Below are 18,726 nucleotides of genomic sequence, written 5' to 3' on the forward strand. Positions count from 1 at the left end.
GGCACAGCCCCCGCACCTTTGAACCGTCGCGACGGTGCGCAACCACCCGGCTACAGGGTCCGGCGGAATCGAGGACGGGCCTCAGCCGCCGAACTCCTGCAGCCCCTTCAGGGCCTGGTCCAGGAGAGCCTGGCGGCCTTCGAGCTCGCGCTCCAGCTTGGCGACCTTTGCGGTGTTCCCCGCGGAGCGAGCCTTCTCGATCTGCGCGTGGAGCTTGTCCACCGCGTCCTGGAGCTGACCCGTCAGCCCCTCGGCGCGGGCTCGCGCCTCCGGGTTGGTGCGGCGCCATTCGGCCTCCTCGGCCTCCTGGATGGCCCGCTCCACCGCCTGCATCCGGCCCTCGATCTTCGGGCGCGCGTCCCGCGGCACATGGCCGATGGCGTCCCAGCGCTCGTTGATGGCGCGGAAAGCGCTCCGCGCGGCCTTCAGATCGCTGATCGGCAGCAGCTTCTCCGCCTCGGCGGCCAGCTCCTCCTTCCTCGCGAGGTTCTCCCGCTGTTCGCTGTCGCGCTCGGCGAAGACCTCGCTGCGGGCCTGGAAGAAGATGTCCTGGGCGCCGCGGAACCGCGCCCACAGATCGTCCTCGTGCTCCCGCTGCGCCCGGCCTGCGGCCTTCCACTCCTGCATCAGCTCGCGGTACTTGGCCGCTGTGGGGCCCCAGTCCCGCGAGCCGGAGAGCGCCTCGGCCTCGGCGACCAGCTTCTCCTTGCGCTGCCGCGCCTCCTCGCGCTGCGCGTCCAGCTGCGCGAAGTGCGCCTTGCGGCGCTTGGAGAACGCCGAGCGGGCGTGCGAGAAGCGGTGCCACAGCTCGTCGTCGCTCTTGCGGTCCAGCCGCGGAAGGCCCTTCCAGGTGTCCACCAGGGCCCGCAGCCGCTCGCCTGCCGCCCGCCACTGCTCGCTCCGGGCCAGCTCCTCGGCCTCGGCGACCAGCTCCTCCTTGGCACGGCGTGCTTCCTCGGACTGCTGCGCCTTGCGGGCCTTGCGCTCCTCGCGGCGCTTCTCGACGACCTCGGTGAGATGGTCGAGCCTGCCCCGCAGCGCTTCCAGATCGCCGACCGCGTTGTGCGCGTCGACCTGCTCGCGCAGATGCTCGATCGCGGTGTTGGCGTCCTTGGCCGACAGGTCGGTGGTTTTCACCCGGCGCTCAAGCAGGTCGATCTCCACGACCAGACCGTCGTACTTGCGCTTGAAGTAGGCGAGGGCTTCGTCGGGCGAGCCCGCCTGCCACGACCCGGCGACCTTCTCGCCGTCCGCCGTACGCACGTACACAGTCCCCGCGTCGTCGACGCGGCCCCACGGGTCGCTGCTCACAGCGCCTCCTCCACAAGATGCCTGGGAGGGCTGCGGCCCCCCGGCATCGTCCACGTATCTCGTCACAGCCAACATAGGCGACCGGCGCCCGCGCTGTCCGCATCCGGCGAGCGGCGAATTGCCGGTCGGGAGCGGTTCCGGAACGGTACCGCGCGGGCGGCGACGGGCGGTCCGTCAGGACTTACGGACCGTAGCCTTGTCGATCACCACGGTGGCGTTGGGCCGTCCGTCGCCCGGGGCCTGCATCGGGGTCAGCCCGGCCTTGGTGATCTTCTTCAGCACCTTCATGCCGGAGGCGGAGACCTTGCCGAAGGGTGTGTACTTGGGCGGGAGCTTACTGTCCTTGTAGACGAGGAAGAACTGGCTGCCCGCGGTGTCCGGGCCGCTGTTGGCCATCGCCACGGTGCCCGCGGGGTACTTCGCGCCCTTGAGGTTCTCGTCGGGCAGTTCGTAGCCGGGCCCGCCGCTGCCGCTGCCGGTCGGGTCGCCGCACTGCAGCACGTTGAGCCCCGGCTGCTGCGTCATCCGGTGGCAGGGCGTGTGGTCGAAGAACTTCTCGCCCGCCAGGAAGTTGAAGGAGTTGACCGTGTGCGGCGCCTTCGCGGCGTCCATGGTGAAGTCGATCTCGCCGCAGCTGGTGCTCAGCTGCATGGTGTACGACGCCGACTTGTCCACCTTCATGGCCGGCTCCTTCTTCCACTGCTTGCCCGTCGGCTTGCCCTTGGCGGGCTTCTCGCAGGGGTCGGGGGCCTTGCTGGTGGGCGGCGCGGAGGGCTGGTCGGCGGCTTTTTCGGCGTCGTCCTTCTTCTTGTCCCCGTTGAGCCCGCCCGATGCGGCGTAGGCCCCGCCGGCTGCCAGGACGATCACCAGTCCGAGTGCGATCGAGATGTTGCGTATTCGGGCCCTGCGACGGGCCGCCTCCCGCCGCTTGAGCTGCCGCTCGTACTTCTGGCGGGCGAGCTGCTTTCTGCGCTGCTCACTGCTGACCACGGTCTCGTCTCCTTCGAGGCGTCTTGGCGAGGCGTCCGGCGAGCGTCCATGAGGCGTCAACCTGCGGGACCTCACGTACCGTATACGCCGCCCTCACAGGGCAGCCCTGCCCGCTATGGGTTCGCCCCGTGTGCACTCGCGCCGGTAGGCTGGCAGCTGCCTGACCGGCGACGGGTCTGCTAGGCCGCGTCGCCGCCCCCGCTGTCGGACGAATGAAGGACGATCGTGCTCGTTGCCGGGTTCCCCGCCGGGGCCTGGGGGACCAACTGTTATCTGGTCGCCCCCGCCGCCGGCGAGGAGTGCGTGATCATCGATCCGGGCCACCAGGCCGCGCAGGGCGTCGAGGAAGCCGTTGCCAAGCACGGGCTGAAGCCGGTCGCGGTGATCCTCACGCACGGCCACCTCGACCACGTCGCCTCCGTCGTCCCGGTGTGCGGTTCGCACGACGTGCCCGCCTGGATCCACCCCGCCGACCGCTACATGATGAGCGACCCGGAGAAGGCGCTGGGGATGACCATCGGACAGCCCCTGATGGGCGAGCTGACGGTGGGCGAGCCGGACGATGTCGAGGAGCTGTCCGACGGTGCGGTGCTGAACCTGGCGGGCCTGGAGCTGACCGTCGCGCACGCGCCGGGGCATACCAAGGGGTCGGTGACCTTCCGGATGCCCGAACAGGCGGACGTACCGCCGGTGCTGTTCTCGGGCGACCTGTTGTTCCCCGGCTCCATCGGACGCACTGATCTGCCCGGCGGCGACCCGGACGAGATCCTCCGGTCCCTGGCGCGTGTGTGCCTTCCGCTGGAGGACGAGACCGTGGTCCTGCCCGGGCACATGCACCAGACGACCATCGGCCGCGAGCGCGCCACCAACCCCTTTCTGCGACAGGTGGCGGAGCACGGCCAGGGTGGCGCCGGCGCCGACGCCGCCGCCACCCCGCGACGAGGAATGTGACGAGAAGCCACGTGACCACCTTCAAGGCCCCCAAGGGCACCTACGATCTGCTGCCGCCCGACTCCGCGAGGTATCTCGCCGTGCGCGAGGCCATCGCCGCGCCGCTGCGCAGGTCCGGCTACGGCTATGTGGAGACCCCCGGGTTCGAGAGCGTCGAGCTGTTCGCGCGCGGTGTCGGCGAGTCCACCGACATCGTGACCAAGGAGATGTACACCCTCACCACCAAGGGCGGCGACGAGCTGGCCCTGCGCCCTGAGGGCACCGCCTCGGTGCTGCGCTCCGCACTGGAGGCCAGCCTCCACAAGGCGGGCAACCTCCCGGTGAAGCTGTGGTATTCGGGCTCGTACTACCGCTACGAGCGCCCGCAGAAGGGCCGCTACCGGCACTTCTCGCAGGTGGGCGCCGAGGCGCTGGGCACCGAGGACCCGACGCTGGACGCCGAGCTGATCATCCTGGCGTACGACGCCTACCGCTCGCTGGGGCTGACCGGATTCCGGCTGCTGCTCAACTCGCTGGGCGACCGCACCTGCCGTCCCGTCTACCGTGCGGCCCTCCAGGACTTCCTGCGCGGGCTCGACCTGGACGAGGACACCAGGGCCCGGATCGAGATCAACCCGCTGCGGGTGCTGGACGACAAACGCGAGAGCGTGCAGCGGCAGTTGGCGGGCGCGCCGATGATGCGCGACCACCTGTGCGAGGAGTGCAAAGCCTTCCACGAGGAGGTGCGGGCGCTGCTCACCGAGGCCGGTGTGCCCTTCGAGGACGACCCGAGGCTGGTGCGCGGTCTCGACTACTACACGCGTACCACTTTCGAGTTCGTCCACGACGGGCTCGGCTCGCAGTCGGCCATCGGCGGCGGCGGCCGCTACGACGGCCTCTCGGAGATGATCGGCGGCCCCGCGCTGCCGTCGGTCGGCTGGGCGCTGGGCGTGGACCGTACGGTGCTGGCTCTCGAGGCCGAGGGCATCGAGCTCGAACTGCCCGCCGCCACCGAGCTGTTCGCCGTACCGATCGGCGACGAGGCGCGCCGTCGGCTGTTCCGGCTGGTCACCGAGTTGCGCCGGGAGGGCGTCGCGGCCGACCTGGCGTACGGCGGCAAGGGCATGAAGAACGCCATGAAGTCGGCCAACCGCTCCGGTGCCCGGTTCGCGCTGCTGCTCGGGGAGCGGGACCTGGCCGAGGGCGTGGCCCAGCTCAAGGACCTCGACAGCGGCGAGCAGACGGCACTGCCACTCGGTCGGGTGGTGGCCGAAGTGCGGGCCAAGCTGCGGTGACCGTACGGCCAGTTGGGGCAGAATGTGCCCCGGACCGGCCATGGACCAGATGACGGGACGAAACAGGCTATGACGACGACGGCACCCCTCGACGAGGCGCACTCCGGCGCGGACGCACCGAAGGGGGGTGCCGTCGGCGCGAGCCGGGCCTTCGCCTGGATGCTTATCGTCACCGGTGCCGCCGGGCTGCTCGCCGCCTGGGTCATCACGCTGGACAAGTTCAAGCTCCTGGAGGACAAGAACTTCAAGCCCGCGTGCAGCATCAACCCGGTCGTCTCCTGCGGCAACATCATGCAGAGCGACCAGGCGTCCGCCTTCGGGGCACCCAACCCCATGATCGGCCTGGTGGCCTACGGCATCGTCATCTGCGTCGGCGTCACCCTGCTCACCCGCACCACCTTCCCGCGCTGGTACTGGCTGACGTTCAACGCGGGCTGCCTCTTCGGCGTGGGGTTCGTGAGCTGGCTCCAGTACGAGTCGCTGTACACCATCGGGAACCTGTGCCTGTGGTGCTCGCTGGCCTGGGTCGCGACGATCATCATGTTCTGGTACGTGACCGCGCACAACGTCCGCAACGGCTTCCTGCCGGCTCCGGCCGTCGTACGCGGCTTCGCCGACGAGTTCCCCTGGGTGATCCCGGTGCTGCACCTCGGGGTGATCGGCGTCCTGATCCTCACTCGCTGGTGGGACTTCTGGACCAGCTGACTTCCGGACCAGCTGACCTTCCGGTCCGCGGGCGGCCCGGCTGTCACAGCGCTGACTTAGGGTTTCCGGTGTGGAGCCCGATCTTTTCACCGCAGCAGCAGAGGACCGCCAGGCCAAGGACCCGTCCGCCAGCCCCCTCGCCGTACGGATGCGGCCGCGCACCCTGGACGAGGTCGTGGGCCAGCAGCATCTGCTGCGTCCCGGCTCGCCGCTGCGCCGGCTGGTGGGGGAGGGCGGCGGCGGTCCGGCCGGCACCTCCTCGGTGATGCTGTGGGGCCCGCCCGGCACCGGGAAGACGACCCTGGCGTACGTCGTCAGCCAGGCCACCGACAAGCGGTTCGTGGAGCTGTCGGCAATCACCGCCGGAGTCAAGGAAGTACGCAGCGTCATCGACGGGGCGCGCCGCGCCTCCGGGGCTTATGGCAAGGACACCGTCCTCTTCCTCGACGAGATCCACCGCTTCAGCAAGGCCCAGCAGGACTCCCTGCTGCCCGCGGTGGAGAACCGCTGGGTCACCCTGATCGCGGCCACCACGGAGAACCCCTACTTCTCGGTGATCTCCCCGCTGCTCTCCCGCTCCCTGCTGCTGACGCTGGAGCCGCTGACCGACGACGACATCCGCGGACTGCTGCGCCGCGCGGTCGCCGACGAGCGCGGCCTGGGAGGCGAGGTGACGCTCCCGGAGGACGCCGAGGACCATCTGCTGCGTATCGCGGGCGGCGACGCGCGGCGCGCGCTGACGGCGCTGGAGGCGGGCGCGGGCGCCGCGCTCGCCAAGAGGGAGAGCGCCATCGCGCTGGCCACCGTGGAGGAGGCCGTCGATCGCGCTGCGGTGAAGTACGACCGCGCCGGTGACCAGCACTACGACGTGGCGAGTGCGCTGATCAAGTCGATCCGGGGCTCCGATGTGGACGCCGCGCTGCACTACCTCGCGCGGATGATCGAGGCGGGGGAGGATCCGCGGTTCATCGCCCGGCGGTTGATGATCTCCGCGAGCGAGGACATCGGGCTCGCGGACCCGACCGCGCTGCAGACCGCTGTCGCCGCCGCGCAGGCCGTCGCGATGATCGGCTTCCCCGAAGCGCGGATCACTCTCGGCCAGGCGACGGTGGCGCTCGCGCTGGCGCCCAAGTCGAACGCGGCGTACCTCGCGATCGACGCGGCACTCGCGGACGTACGCGCCGGGCTTGCCGGGCCGGTTCCGCCGCATCTGCGGGACAGCCATTACAAGGGCTCGCAGCAGCTGGGCCACGGGCAGGGCTATCAGTACCCGCACGATCTGCCGGGCGGTATCGCCGCCCAGCAGTACGCGCCGGATGCGGTGCATGGGCGCCGCTATTACGAGCCGACCCGCTATGGGGCCGAGGCGCGGTATGCGGACATCGCCGACCGCGTGCGGGCCCGGCTGCGCGGCGAGGCGGAGTGACCTCCGTCCGTTCCGGTGAGGGGGTGCCCCTCGCTGCCCGTTCCGGGCTGCGGGTTCGTTGTGGCTTGTGGGGGCACCCCCTGCTCGAAGAGCTTGGGGGAGCAGTTCCCCGCGCCCCTGACGGGGCGCGCCCCCTATCCGCCTGCCGCGAACAAGGCGTGCATCGCCTGCCGCAGCTCCGCAACCGTGCTGACCGGCTCCGCGAAGTCGAAGCGGGCGTCCATGCACGGCCCCGTACCGCTCCACCCGCGCACCCGCAGCCCGAACCGGTCGAGCGCCAGCGGAACCGCCCGCTCCCACCCCTGGCAGGCACACAGCCCCCGCACCTGCTCCTGGTGCGCTGCGGCCAAGTGCTGCAGCAGCTCGGCCTCATGGGCGGCGAGCGGGTCGGGCAGCGCGGAGGCGAAGGCGTCGGGCTCCACTTCCTCCTCGCCCCACAGGTCGTCGACGTACGCCTCACCGACCTCCAGCCGCAGCATCCGCCGGGAGGCCCCCGCGACCGGGGCGGAGGGCGCCGCCTCGGCGAGCAGCCGGGCGCAGACGGCACGTTGATCACCGCGTACCGGGGTGAGCCAGCCGGCGACCCAGGCGCGTCCCCGCATCCGGTGCGGGACGGAGACGGGCGCCACATCCGTGATCTCCATCACCGCGGCGAGATCGTCGTCGTGCGCGTACGTGCTCACGCGTGCTTCCAGCGAGTCCGCCGGGACCAGCAGCAGGACGTCCCCGTCGGGCGTGACGGTGCGGGCCTCGGGCACGCCTGAACCGGGTTCCCGCAGGTCGGGCTCGGCGCCGGGAATGCTCAGCAGGGCGGATACGCTGGATTGCGCGAGGGTTCGTACACGTTCGGCGGCGGTGGGCCGCCGGGCGTCTTCCACGGGACGCGGCTGTTCCTCCTCGGCGTCGGTGCCGGTCAGGGAAATCCCAGGTCGAAACATACGTGCTCCTCGGCTAAGGTAAGGCTCACCTAACTTACACGGAGGTCCGTTCAACGTGAACCAGTCGCGTCCCAAGGTCAAGAAGTCGCGTGCCCTGGGCGTCGCGCTGACCCCGAAGGCCGTCAAGTACTTCGAACAGCGCCCGTACCCGCCGGGGGAGCACGGCCGGGGCCGCAAGCAGAACAGTGACTACAAGGTCCGTCTGCTGGAGAAGCAGCGCCTTCGCGCGCAGTACGACATCAGCGAGAGCCAGATGCGCCGCGCCTACGACCGCGCCCGCAAGACCGAGCTCAAGACGGGCGAGGCCCTGGTCGTGGAGCTGGAGCGGCGGCTGGACGCGCTCGTGCTCCGCTCCGGTCTGGCCCGCACGATCTACCAGGCCCGGCAGATGGTGGTGCACGGCCACATCGCGGTCAACGACCGCAAGGTCGACAAGCCGTCCTTCCGCGTCCGTCCCGACGACGTGGTGATGGTCCGCGAGCGCAGCCGCAACAAGCACCCCTTCCAGGTCGCCCGTGAGGGTGGCTACGCGGGTGAGGGGGAGACCCCGCGCTACCTCCAGGTCAACCTGCAGGCCCTCGCCTTCCGCCTGGACCGGGACCCCAACCGCAAGGAGATCCCGGTGGTCTGCGACGAGCAGCTCGTCGTCGAGTACTACGCCCGCTGACCGCCCGCTTCGGCTCAGCCCCGCCAGCCCGCCTGCCCGACGCCGGTTCCCTCCGGCAGGGGCACGGCGGGCTGCGGCGTGCCAGGGGGCGCCGCCCCTAATGCGGTACGGGGCTGACGGTCCGGCGCGATAAGGTCGATACCTCGTACGCCGCCGCGGTCGGCCCCCGGCGAGCGGCGGCCGACCCCCATGACCATCAAGGGAAGCGGTGCAGCGTGTCCGGTGGAGAAGTGGCCGGCCTCCTCGTGGCCGTCTTCTGGGCGATCCTGGTGTCGTTCCTCGCCGTTGTGCTGGTGAGGCTCGCGCAGACGCTCAAGGCGGCGACCAAGCTGGTGACAGGCGTGACGGAGCAGGCAGTCCCCCTCCTGGGAGAGGCGTCGGCGACCGTCCGTTCCGCACAGACCCAGCTCGACCGCGTCGACGCCATCGCGACGGACGTCCAGGAGGTCACCTCCAACGCCTCCGCGCTCTCCTCCACCGTCTCCACCGCCTTCGGCGGCCCGCTCGTCAAGGTCGCCGCCTTCGGCTACGGCGTACGGCGGGCGCTGGGCCGTAAGGACGCTGCGGAGCGGGAGACGCGCGGCGCACGGAAGGTCGTCGTCAGCCGCACCGTGCCCGCGGCCCGCCGCGGCGGCCGCAAGCGTGGAAGGGGCTGAGCCACGATGTTCCGCCGTGCCTTCTGGTTCACCACCGGCGCCGCCGCCGGAGTCTGGGCCACTACCAAGGTCCAGCGCAAGATCCGCAGTCTCGCCCCTGACGCGCTGGCGCTGCGCGCCGCCGACAAGGCCGTCGAAGGCGGCAACCGGCTGCGCGAGTTCGCCCTCGACGTACGCGCCGGCATGGCCCAGCGGGAGAGTGAACTCAAGGACGCGCTGGGCCTGTCGGCCCCCGAGGAGCCCGGACGGTACCGGGAGCTCCCGGCCGCGCGGCCGGCCTCCCCCGCCCGGCAGCGGGGCAAGCAGCTTCCGCCGCAGCAGGCCCAGCGGCAGCCGGGCAGGGTGCTCCGCCGGTCTTCGGCCGGGAAGGAACTCCGTGCCCCGCTGCTTCCCCCGGAGCGGCCGGACCACCAGGACCTGCCCTCCACCCCCAACCACCCGAACGACCGGAATGAGGACCACTGATGGAGTCGGCTGAAATCCGCCGCCGCTGGCTGCGCTTCTTCGAGGAGCGAGGGCACCACGTCGTGCCGTCGGCGTCGCTGATCGCGGACGACCCGACGCTGCTGCTGGTCAACGCGGGCATGGTGCCCTTCAAGCCGTACTTCCTGGGCGAGACCACTCCGCCCTGGCCGCGGGCCACCAGCGTGCAGAAGTGCGTGCGCACGCCGGACATCGAAGAGGTCGGCAAGACCACCAGGCACGGCACCTTCTTCCAGATGTGCGGCAACTTCTCCTTCGGGGACTACTTCAAGGAGGGGGCGGCCAAGCTCGCCTGGGAACTGCTGACCTCCTCGCAGGAGCAGGGCGGCTACGGCCTCGACCCCGAGCGCCTGTGGATCACCGTCTACGAGCAGGACGACGAGGCGGAGCGGATCTGGCGGGATGTCGTCGGCGTGCCCGCCGAGCGCATCCAGCGCCTGGGCATGGAGGAGAACTACTGGTCCATGGGCGTGCCGGGCCCGTGCGGCCCCTGCTCGGAGATCAACTACGACCGCGGGCCCGAGTTCGGCCCCGAGGGCGGCCCCGCCGTCAACGACGAGCGGTATGTGGAGCTGTGGAACCTCGTCTTCATGCAGTACGAGCGCGGCGAGGGCTCCACCAAGACGGACTTCGAGATCCTCGGCGAGCTGCCCAGCAAGAACATCGACACCGGTCTCGGCCTCGAACGCCTGGCGATGGTCCTGCAGGGCGTGCACAACATGTACGAGATCGACACCTCGCGTGCCGTCATCGACAAGGCCACCGAGCTGACCGGCGTCGCCTACGGCGCCGCCGAGCACACCGATGTGTCGCTCCGCGTCGTCTGCGACCACATCCGTACGTCCGTGATGCTCATCGGCGACGGCGTCACCCCCGGCAACGAGGGCCGCGGCTATGTGCTGCGCCGCATCATGCGCCGCGCCATCCGCAACATGCGCATCCTGGGCGCCACCGGGCCGGTGGCCGAGGACCTGATCGACGTCGTCATCAAGACGATGGGCCAGCAGTACCCGGAGCTGGTCACCGACCGGAAGCGGATCGAGACCGTCGCGCTCGCCGAGGAGGCCGCCTTCCTCAAGACGCTGAAGGCCGGCACCAACATCCTCGACACCGCCGTCGCCGACACCAAGAAGACCGGCAGCACCGTCCTGCCGGGCGACAAGGCGTTCCTGCTCCACGACACCTGGGGCTTCCCCATCGACCTCACTCTGGAGATGGCCGCCGAACAGGGCCTGTCGGTGGACGAGCAGGGATTCCGCCGGCTGATGAAGGAGCAGCGGGAGCGCGCCAAGGCCGACGCCAAGGCCAAGAAGACCGGCCATGCCGACCTGTCGGCCTACCGCGAGATCGCCGACACCGCCGGGGCCACCGACTTCACCGGCTACGGCGAGACGGCCGGCGAGGCCACCATCGTCGGCCTGCTGGTCGACGGCGTCCCCTCGCCCGCCGCCAGTGAGGGCGACGAGGTCGAGGTCGTCCTGGACCGCACCCCCTTCTACGCCGAGGGCGGCGGCCAGCTCGCCGACACCGGGCGGATCCGGCTGGATGGCGGCGCCGTCGTCCAGGTGCGCGACGTCCAGCAGCCGGTGCCCGGCGTCAGCGTGCACAAGGGCTCCGTCCAGGTCGGCGAGGTCACCGTCGGCTCGTCCGCCTACGCGCAGATCGACGGCGACCGCCGCCGCTCCATCGCCCGCGCCCACAGCGCCACCCACCTCACCCACCAGGCGCTGCGGGACGCGCTCGGCCCCACGGCTGCCCAGGCCGGCTCTGAGAACGCCCCCGGCCGCTTCCGCTTCGACTTCGGCTCGCCCACCGCCGTCCCCGGCACGGTGCTCACCGACGTCGAGCAGAAGATCAACGAGGTGCTGGCCCGCGAACTCGACGTGCAAGCCGAGTACATGGGCATCGACGACGCCAAGAAGCAGGGCGCGCTGGCCGAGTTCGGCGAGAAGTATGGCCAGACCGTGCGCGTGGTGACCATCGGTGACTTCTCCAAGGAGCTGTGCGGCGGCACGCATGTGCACAACACGGCGCAGCTCGGCCTGGTCAAACTGCTGGGCGAGTCCTCCATCGGCTCCGGTGTGCGCCGTGTCGAGGCCCTGGTGGGGGTGGACGCCTACAAGTTCCTCGCCCGCGAGCACACCGTCGTCTCCCAGCTGACCGAGCTGCTCAAGGGCCGCTCCGAGGAGCTGCCCGAACGCATCTCAGGAATGCTGACCAGGCTGAAGGACGCCGAGAAGGAGATCGAGCGGTTCCGCGCCGAGAAGGTCCTGCAGGCCGCCGCCGGGATCGCGCAGAGCGCCAAGGAGGTCCGCGGCACCACGCTGGCCGCTGCCCGGGTGCCGGACGGCACCACGGCCGACGACCTGCGCACGCTGGTGCTCGACGTACGCCAGCGGCTGGGCAGCCGTCCGTCCGTCGTCGCGCTGTTCGCCGTCACGAACGGGCGGCCGCTCACGGTGATCGCCACCAACGAGGCCGCCAGGGACGCCGGACTGCGCGCCGGTGATCTGGTGCGTACGGCGGCCAAGACGCTCGGCGGCGGTGGCGGCGGCAAGCCCGATGTCGCCCAGGGCGGCGGCCAGAATCCCGACGCCGTGGACGACGCGGTGGCCGCGGTGGAGCGCCTGGTCGCCGAGGCCGGGGGCAACGCCTGATGGTCCCGGCCCCGGACGACGCCGCCGCGCAGCCCGGGCCCTTCCGGCGCGGCAGGCGGCTCGCCGTGGATGTCGGGGACGCCCGGATCGGGGTCGCGAGCAGCGACCCCGACGGGCTGCTGGCCACCCCGGTGGAGACGGTGCCCGGGCGCGACGTCCCTGCGGCCCGGCGCCGGCTGGTGGCGCTGGTCGAGGAGTACGAGCCGCTGGAGGTCGTCGTCGGGCTGCCCCGTTCGCTCAGCGGAGGGGAGGGCCCGGCGGCGGCCAAGGTCCGTGCTTTCGCGCAGGAGTTGGCGAAAAACATCACACCTGTTCCGGTCAGACTCGTCGACGAACGCCTGTCGACGGTCACCGCGGCGCAGGGCATGCGGGCCTCGGGAGTCAGTTCCAAAAAGGGACGTTCACGTATCGACCAGGCGGCCGCCGTGGTGATCCTGCAGAACGCGCTGGAGGCGGAACGCACCTCGGGCCGTCCGCCCGGGCAGTGCGTCGAGGTGGTTGTCTGATCGCTGTACGGTAACGTTCCGCGCGGCACGGCAGCCGCCGATGCACAGGCGTAACCGCACTTGTACAGCGCGTGTACGGAACGACGGAACCCGTACGGTGCGGGGGACTCGGGCACATCCCGCCCGGTGCGTCTCGGCTGCCGCTCTCGCGTCGCAAGGGGATCGATGACTGACTATGGCCGGGGACATGGCTCCCAACCGTGGCACCCTGACGACCCCCTCTACGGGGACCAGGAGTGGGACGGTGGCCGGCAGCCCGAGTACCAGGGTGGCTGGAACGAGGCTCCTCAGCAGGGGCAGTATTCCGGCCACCCCGGCGCCCAGCAGTACGCGGAGCAGCAGTACCAGCACCAGCCTCAGCAGCAGTATCCGCACCCGCAGCAGCAGTACGGCCACAACGGCTGGGACGGCACCCAGCAGGCCGCCCCCGGTGCCGGGCAGCACTATGACCCCGCCTTCCCGGCCCAGCAGTACACCGGCCACCCGGCCGACCCGTACGGCACGGGGGAGTACCGCACCGGCGAGTACAGCACGGGGGAGTACCCGGCCGGGGGTTACGGGACGGGGGAGTACCGGACCGGGGAGTACGCCACGGGCGAGTACCGGACCGGGGAGTACCCGACCGGGGAGTACGCCACGGGGGAGTACCAGACCGGCGGTTATCCGAACGGCGCCTACAGCACGGGGGAGTACCCCACCGGCACGCACTACACGGAGTACCCCAGCGGCGAGTACAGCACGGGTGAATACCGCACGGGGGAGTACCCCACGGGCGAGTACGCGACGGGTGAGTACCCCGCGGGCGAACGCACGGGCGAGTACGGCACCGGCGAACACCCCGGCTACTACGCGCAACAGGGCGGTTACCCCGCCGGTCCTCCCGCTCCGCATCCGCAGCAGGCTCCCGTGCCGGGCCAGCGGCAGGCGCCCGGCTCGACGGCCGACCCGGAGACAGGCTGGGACCCGGGCCCCGACCAGGGCGAGCACGCCTTCTTCCAGGACCGCGACGGCGACCCGGCCGAGGACGACTACGACGACTACGACGAGGACGAGGACCGGGGCCGCCGCGGCCGGGAGGGCGGCAGGAGGCGCGGGCGCGGCTGCGGCGTCGTCATCACCGCTGCTCTGGTGGCGGGAGTGAGCGTCGTCGGGTACTACGGCTACGACTTCTACCAGACCCACTTCGGCCCGGCCCCGGACTACGCGGGCGACGGCTCCGGCGAGGTCATGGTCGACATCCCCGACGGCGCCTCGCTCTCCGACATGGGAGAGGTCCTCCGGAAGGAGGGCGTCGTCAAGAGTCCGGGGGCCTTCGTGGAGGCGGCCGGCAACAAGAGCATCCAGGCGGGCACCTACACACTGCGCAAGAAGATGTCCGGCGCCAGCGCGGTCGAGATGATGCTCGACCCGGCCAGCCAGAACGGCCTCATCGTCGCCGAGGGCTGGCGGGCCACCAGGATCTACGCGGAGATCGACAAGAAGCTCGACGTCCCCAAGGGCACCACCAAGAAGGCCGCGGCCTCCGGCGGTCTCGGCCTGCCCGCGTGGGCGCACGGCAAGCCGGAAGGTTTCCTCTTCCCCTCCAAGTACAGCGTCGGCAAGAACAGCAAGCCCAAGGACGTGCTGCGGCAGATGGTCAAGCGGGCGGAGGCCGAGTACGCCAAGGCCGGCCTGGAGAAGAAGGCGAAGGACATCGGCAAGACGCCGGAGCAGGTCATCACCATCGCCTCGCTCGTACAGGCGGAGGCCCAGGAGGACCACGAGTTCGGCAAGGTCTCGCGCGTCGTCTACAACCGGCTCGACAAGGACATGCAGCTCGGCTTCGACTCCACCATCAACTACGCGATGGGCCGCTCGACGCTGAACACCTCGGTCGCCGACACCAAGTACCCCTCCCCCTACAACACCTATCTGCACAAGGGCCTCCCGCCCGGCCCGATCGGCAACCCCGGGCACCAGGCGATAGAGGCGGCGCTCAAGCCGACCAAGGGCAACTGGCTGTACTTCGTCACGGTCAAGCCCGGCGACACCCGCTTCACCGACGATCCGCACGAACACCAGAAGAATGTCGAAGACTTCAACAAGCAACAGCGCAAGTAGTAAGGAGCACGGCGGCTGATGGCCACCACCCCCGCACAGGAGGCACGTCGCGCCGCTGTCCTCGGCTCGCCGGTCGCGCACTCCCTCTCCCCGGTGCTCCACCGGGCCGCCTACGCCGAACTCGGCCTCGACGGCTGGACGTACGACCGCTACGAGGTGGACGAACAGGGCATCGCGGGCTTTCTGGCCGGTCTGGACGAGCCCGGGGAAGCCGGCCGGCGCTGGGCAGGGCTCTCCCTCACCATGCCGCTGAAGCGCGCCGTCATCCCGCTGCTGGACGGGATCAGCGAGACGGCCGCCTCCGTGGAGGCCGTCAACACGGTGCTCTTCACCGAGGACGGGCGCCGCACCGGGGACAACACCGACATCCCCGGCATGATCGCCGCGCTGGAGGAGCGTGGCATCCGCACAGTCGAGAGCGCCACCGTGCTGGGCGCCGGGGCCACGGCGTCCTCCGCGCTGGCCGCCCTCTCCCGCATCTGCGAGGGCGAGGTCACCGCCTACGTACGGAGCGAGGAGCGCGCCCGCGAGATGCGGGGGTGGGGGGAACGGCTCGGGGTCGCCGTACGGACGGCCGACTGGGCCCGGGCGGCCGAGGGGCTGCGGGCGCCACTGGTCATCTCCACCACGCCCGCCGGGGCCACCGACGGGCTCGCCCAGGCCGTGCCCGCCCCGGGCGGCACCCTCTTCGACGTCCTCTACGACCCGTGGCCGACCGCGCTGGCCGGCGCCTGGAACGGCGCGGTCATCGGTGGCCTCGATCTGCTGGTGCACCAGGCGGTGCTCCAGGTGGAGGTGATGACGGGGCGCCGCCCCGCACCGCTGGCCGCCATGCGCGCGGCGGGAGAGGCCGAACTGCGGGCCCGCGCCGAGTGAGCCGGCGTACCGCCTGACCAGCGCGTCGCCCACATACCGAGACGGAGACGGCTGGGGGAAGGGCTCCTCCCCGCGGCATGGGAGGATCGGTCCCAGGAAAACCCCAGGAAGTGGGACGGGCCGCAAAGCGGCCGAGAGGAGCACCGTTGAGCAGGTTGCGCTGGCTGACCGCAGGGGAGTCGCACGGCCCCGCACTCGTGGCCACCCTGGAGGGGCTTCCCTCCGGTGTCCCGGTGACCACCGACATGGTCGCCGACGAGCTGGCCCGCCGTCGCCTCGGCTACGGACGCGGCGCCCGGATGAAGTTCGAGCGCGACGAAGTCACCTTCCTCGGCGGTGTCCGCCACGGCCGCACCCTCGGCTCGCCGGTCGCCATCATGGTCGGCAACACCGAGTGGCCCAAGTGGGAGCAGGTGATGGCGGCCGACCCCGTCGACCCCGTCGAGCTGGAGCAGCTGGCCCGCAACGCCCCGCTCACCCGGCCCCGCCCCGGCCACGCCGACCTCGCCGGCATGCAGAAGTACGGCTTCGACGAGGCCCGCCCCGTCCTGGAGCGCGCCTCCGCGCGGGAGACCGCGGCACGGGTCGCGCTCGGCACCGTCGCGCGCTCCTTCCTCAAGGAGACGGCCGGTATCGAGATCGTCTCCCACGTGGTGGAGCTGGGCGCGGCGAAGGCCCCGTACGGCAAGGTGCCCGAGCCCGGCGACGTGGCGCGGCTGGACGCCGACCCGGTGCGCTGCCTGGACGCCGAGGCGAGCGAGGCGATGGTCGCCGAGATCGACCAGGCCCACAAGGACGGCGACACCCTCGGCGGCGTCGTCGAGGTGGTCGCCCACGGAGTGCCGGTCGGGCTGGGCTCCCATGTGCACTGGGACCGGCGGCTGGACTCCCGGCTGGCCGGGGCGCTCATGGGCATCCAGGCCATCAAGGGCGTCGAGCTCGGCGACGGCTTCGGTCTCGCCCGGGTGCCGGGCTCCCAGGCGCACGACGAGATCCTGCCGAGCCCGGACGGCATCCGCCGCGCCTCGGGGCGCAGCGGCGGCACCGAGGGCGGCCTGTCCACCGGTGAAGTGCTACGGGTGCGCGCGGCGATGAAGCCGATCGCGACCGTGCCGCGCGCCCTGGCCACCGTCGATGTCCGCACCGGCGAGGCCGACAAGGCGCACCACCAGCGCTCGGACGTGTGCGCCGTGCCAGCGGCCGGGATCGTCGCCGAGGCGATGGTCGCGCTGGTGCTCGCGGACGCGGTGGCCGAGAAGTTCGGCGGTGACAGCGTCACCGAGACCCACCGCAACGTACGCGGCTTCCTCGACAACCTGGAGATCAGGTGAGCGGGCCCGTCGTCGTGCTCGTCGGCCCGATGGGGGTCGGCAAGTCGACCGTCGGCGCGATCCTCGCCGAGCGGCTCGGTGTGACCTGCCGCGACACCGACCAGGACATTGTCGAGCAGGCCGGCAAGCCCATCTCGGAGATCTTCCTGGACGAGGGCGAGCCGCACTTCCGCGAGCTGGAGCGTGCCGCGGTGCGCAGGGCGCTGGCCGAGCACACGGGCGTGCTGGCGCTCGGCGGCGGCGCCGTACTGGCTGAGGAGACCAGGGCGCTGCTGGCCGGACACCCGGTCGTCTTCCTGGAGATGGGGGTGACGGAGGCCGTCAAGCGCGTCGGCCTGGACGCTCCGCGCCCGCTGCTCGTCATCAATCCGCGTCAGCAGTGGCGCAAGCTGATGGAGGAGCGCAGGCCGCTGTACACCGAGGTGGCCCGCCTCGTCGTCAGCACCGAGGACCGCACGCCCGACGAGGTCGCCGACGAGATCCTCGCCGCACTTCAGCCACCGTCCACCCAGCCGGAGAAGCAGCAATGACCACCCAGGACCCTGCCGTGACCCGTATCGCCGTCGGTGGCACGGCGGGCACGGCGCCCTACGACGTACTCGTCGGCCGGCAGCTCCTCGGCGAACTCCCCGGCCTGATCGGCTCCGACGCACAGCGCGTCGCCGTGCTGCACCCCGAGGCGCTCGCCTCCACCGGGGAGGCGCTGCGCGAGGACCTGGCGGGTCAGGGATACGAGGCCATCGCGATCCAGCTGCCCAACGCGGAGGAGTCCAAGACCGCCGAGGTCGCCGCCTACTGCTGGAAGGCGCTGGGCCAGACCGGATTCACCCGCACCGATGTGATCGTCGGCGTCGGTGGCGGGGCCACCACCGATGTGGCCGGATTCGTCGCGGCGACCTGGCTGCGCGGGGTGCGCTGGATCGCGGTGCCCACCACCGTGCTGGGCATGGTGGACGCGGCGGTCGGCGGCAAGACCGGCATCAACACCGCCGAGGGCAAGAACCTGGTGGGGGCCTTCCATCCGCCCGCCGGGGTGCTGTGCGATCTGGCGGCGCTGGACTCGCTGGGCGTGCACGACTACGTCAGCGGCCTTGCGGAGATCATCAAGGCGGGCTTCATCGCCGACCCGGCCATCCTGGAGCTGATCGAGTCCGACCCGGCCGCCGCGCGGACGCCCCAGGGGCCGCACACCGCCGAGCTGATCGAGCGCTCGATCCGGGTGAAGGCCGAGGTCGTCTCCGAGGACCTGAAGGAGTCGGGCCGCCGCGAGATCCTCAACTACGGGCACACGCTCGGTCACGCCATCGAGAAGAACGAGCGCTACAACTGGCGGCACGGCGCGGCCGTTTCGGTCGGTATGGTCTTCGCCGCCGAACTGGGCCGGATCGCCGGGCGGCTGGACGATGCGACAGCCGACCGGCACCGCACGGTGCTGGAGTCGGTCGGGCTCCCCGTCACCTACCGCGGCGACCAGTGGCCCAAGCTGCTGGAGACCATGAAGGTCGACAAGAAGTCCCGCGGGAACCGACTGCGCTTCATCGTGCTGGAAGGGCTCGCCAAACCGGCCGTCCTGGAGAGCCCCGACCCCGCGATGCTGCTGGCGGCGCACGCCGAGATCGCCGCCTGACGCCCGAGCCCCCTCGGGCCCGCCCCGCGGAGTCCGCGTGGCCACATCACGGCTCCGCGGGGCACTCGGGAACGGACCCGGCCGTTCACACGGAGACGGACGGGGAAGGTACCGTCAGTATTCGCACAACACCTGGCGTTGCGTCGCAGCGCCTTCACACGTGGGACGGAGTTGGGGTCCGGATGCAGCACAGCGGTGCCCAAGGCGCCTACGGAGGCTTCGGGGCAC

General features: G+C 71.2%; 17 protein-coding genes. 14 read left to right on the top strand and 3 right to left on the bottom strand.

Annotation, left to right across the window (positions count from 1 at the left end):
• Positions 1-81: 81 nt before the first annotated feature.
• Both ITI46_RS25005 and ITI46_RS25010 read right to left on the bottom strand, forming a co-directional pair.
• On the bottom strand, positions 82-1,311 hold the full coding sequence (locus ITI46_RS25005) for a DUF349 domain-containing protein (RefSeq protein ID WP_209242010.1): 1,230 nt from the start codon (positions 1,309-1,311) through the stop codon (positions 82-84).
• Positions 1,312-1,485: 174 nt separating this feature from the next.
• The gene (locus ITI46_RS25010) at positions 1,486-2,301 is read right to left on the bottom strand and encodes a peptidylprolyl isomerase (protein ID WP_209242012.1); all 816 of its coding nucleotides are present in this window, start codon (positions 2,299-2,301) and stop codon (positions 1,486-1,488) included.
• Positions 2,302-2,526: 225 nt separating this feature from the next.
• Between ITI46_RS25010 and ITI46_RS25015 the strand changes: the two genes are divergently transcribed.
• The 4 genes from ITI46_RS25015 (at position 2,527) to ITI46_RS25030 (ending at position 6,657) form a co-directional block, all read left to right on the top strand.
• Entirely contained in the window at positions 2,527-3,252 is a 726-nt protein-coding gene (locus ITI46_RS25015; RefSeq protein ID WP_209242014.1) for an MBL fold metallo-hydrolase, read from the top strand.
• Between the two features lie 11 nt (positions 3,253-3,263).
• Positions 3,264-4,526, top strand: a complete 1,263-nt coding sequence (hisS, locus tag ITI46_RS25020; RefSeq protein WP_209242016.1) for a histidine--tRNA ligase — start codon at positions 3,264-3,266, stop codon at positions 4,524-4,526.
• 69 nt (positions 4,527-4,595) lie between these two features.
• Positions 4,596-5,231 (top strand): vitamin K epoxide reductase family protein, encoded by a 636-nt coding sequence (locus ITI46_RS25025; RefSeq protein WP_209242018.1) that lies wholly within the window; start codon positions 4,596-4,598, stop codon positions 5,229-5,231.
• Positions 5,232-5,301: 70 nt separating this feature from the next.
• Positions 5,302-6,657, top strand: coding sequence for a replication-associated recombination protein A (locus ITI46_RS25030; RefSeq protein ID WP_209242020.1), 1,356 nt, complete (start codon positions 5,302-5,304; stop codon positions 6,655-6,657).
• 134 nt (positions 6,658-6,791) lie between these two features.
• On the opposite strand, the gene ITI46_RS25035 is transcribed toward ITI46_RS25030, so the two are convergent.
• A complete protein-coding gene (locus ITI46_RS25035; protein ID WP_247746549.1) occupies positions 6,792-7,595 on the bottom strand; it encodes a DUF2470 domain-containing protein in 804 nt (267 codons plus the stop codon).
• 55 nt (positions 7,596-7,650) lie between these two features.
• On the opposite strand from ITI46_RS25035, the gene rpsD reads away from it, so the two are divergent.
• The 10 genes from rpsD (at position 7,651) to aroB (ending at position 18,498) form a co-directional block, all read left to right on the top strand.
• Positions 7,651-8,262, top strand: coding sequence for a 30S ribosomal protein S4 (rpsD, locus tag ITI46_RS25040; RefSeq protein WP_209242022.1), 612 nt, complete (start codon positions 7,651-7,653; stop codon positions 8,260-8,262).
• A gap of 215 nt (positions 8,263-8,477) precedes the next feature.
• On the top strand, positions 8,478-8,918 hold the full coding sequence (locus ITI46_RS25045) for a DUF948 domain-containing protein (RefSeq protein WP_307808317.1): 441 nt from the start codon (positions 8,478-8,480) through the stop codon (positions 8,916-8,918).
• Positions 8,919-8,924: 6 nt separating this feature from the next.
• Positions 8,925-9,383 carry a DUF6167 family protein gene (locus ITI46_RS25050; RefSeq protein WP_209242024.1) on the top strand — a complete coding sequence of 153 codons (459 nt, stop codon included), beginning with the start codon at positions 8,925-8,927 and terminating at the stop codon, positions 9,381-9,383.
• Positions 9,383-12,058 (top strand): alanine--tRNA ligase, encoded by a 2,676-nt coding sequence (alaS, locus tag ITI46_RS25055; protein WP_209242026.1) that lies wholly within the window; start codon positions 9,383-9,385, stop codon positions 12,056-12,058. The genes ITI46_RS25050 and alaS overlap by 1 nt, the downstream gene beginning before the upstream one ends.
• Positions 12,058-12,564 (top strand): Holliday junction resolvase RuvX, encoded by a 507-nt coding sequence (gene ruvX, locus ITI46_RS25060; protein WP_209242027.1) that lies wholly within the window; start codon positions 12,058-12,060, stop codon positions 12,562-12,564. The genes alaS and ruvX overlap by 1 nt, the downstream gene beginning before the upstream one ends.
• A gap of 165 nt (positions 12,565-12,729) precedes the next feature.
• Positions 12,730-14,664, top strand: a complete 1,935-nt coding sequence (gene mltG / locus ITI46_RS25065; protein ID WP_209242029.1) for an endolytic transglycosylase MltG — start codon at positions 12,730-12,732, stop codon at positions 14,662-14,664.
• A gap of 18 nt (positions 14,665-14,682) precedes the next feature.
• Positions 14,683-15,540: a shikimate dehydrogenase gene (locus ITI46_RS25070; RefSeq protein WP_209242031.1), complete on the top strand. Its 858-nt coding sequence runs from the start codon at positions 14,683-14,685 to the stop codon at positions 15,538-15,540.
• 146 nt (positions 15,541-15,686) lie between these two features.
• A complete protein-coding gene (gene aroC, locus ITI46_RS25075) occupies positions 15,687-16,871 on the top strand; it encodes a chorismate synthase (protein ID WP_209242033.1) in 1,185 nt (394 codons plus the stop codon).
• The gene (locus ITI46_RS25080) at positions 16,868-17,401 is read left to right on the top strand and encodes a shikimate kinase (RefSeq protein ID WP_209242035.1); all 534 of its coding nucleotides are present in this window, start codon (positions 16,868-16,870) and stop codon (positions 17,399-17,401) included. The genes aroC and ITI46_RS25080 overlap by 4 nt, the downstream gene beginning before the upstream one ends.
• A complete protein-coding gene (gene aroB / locus ITI46_RS25085; RefSeq protein ID WP_209242037.1) occupies positions 17,398-18,498 on the top strand; it encodes a 3-dehydroquinate synthase in 1,101 nt (366 codons plus the stop codon). The genes ITI46_RS25080 and aroB overlap by 4 nt, the downstream gene beginning before the upstream one ends.
• Positions 18,499-18,726: the final 228 nt, after the last annotated feature.

This window comes from Streptomyces oryzae (genome assembly GCF_017676365.1).
GTDB classification, from domain to species: Bacteria; Actinomycetota; Actinomycetes; order Streptomycetales; family Streptomycetaceae; genus Streptomyces; species Streptomyces oryzae.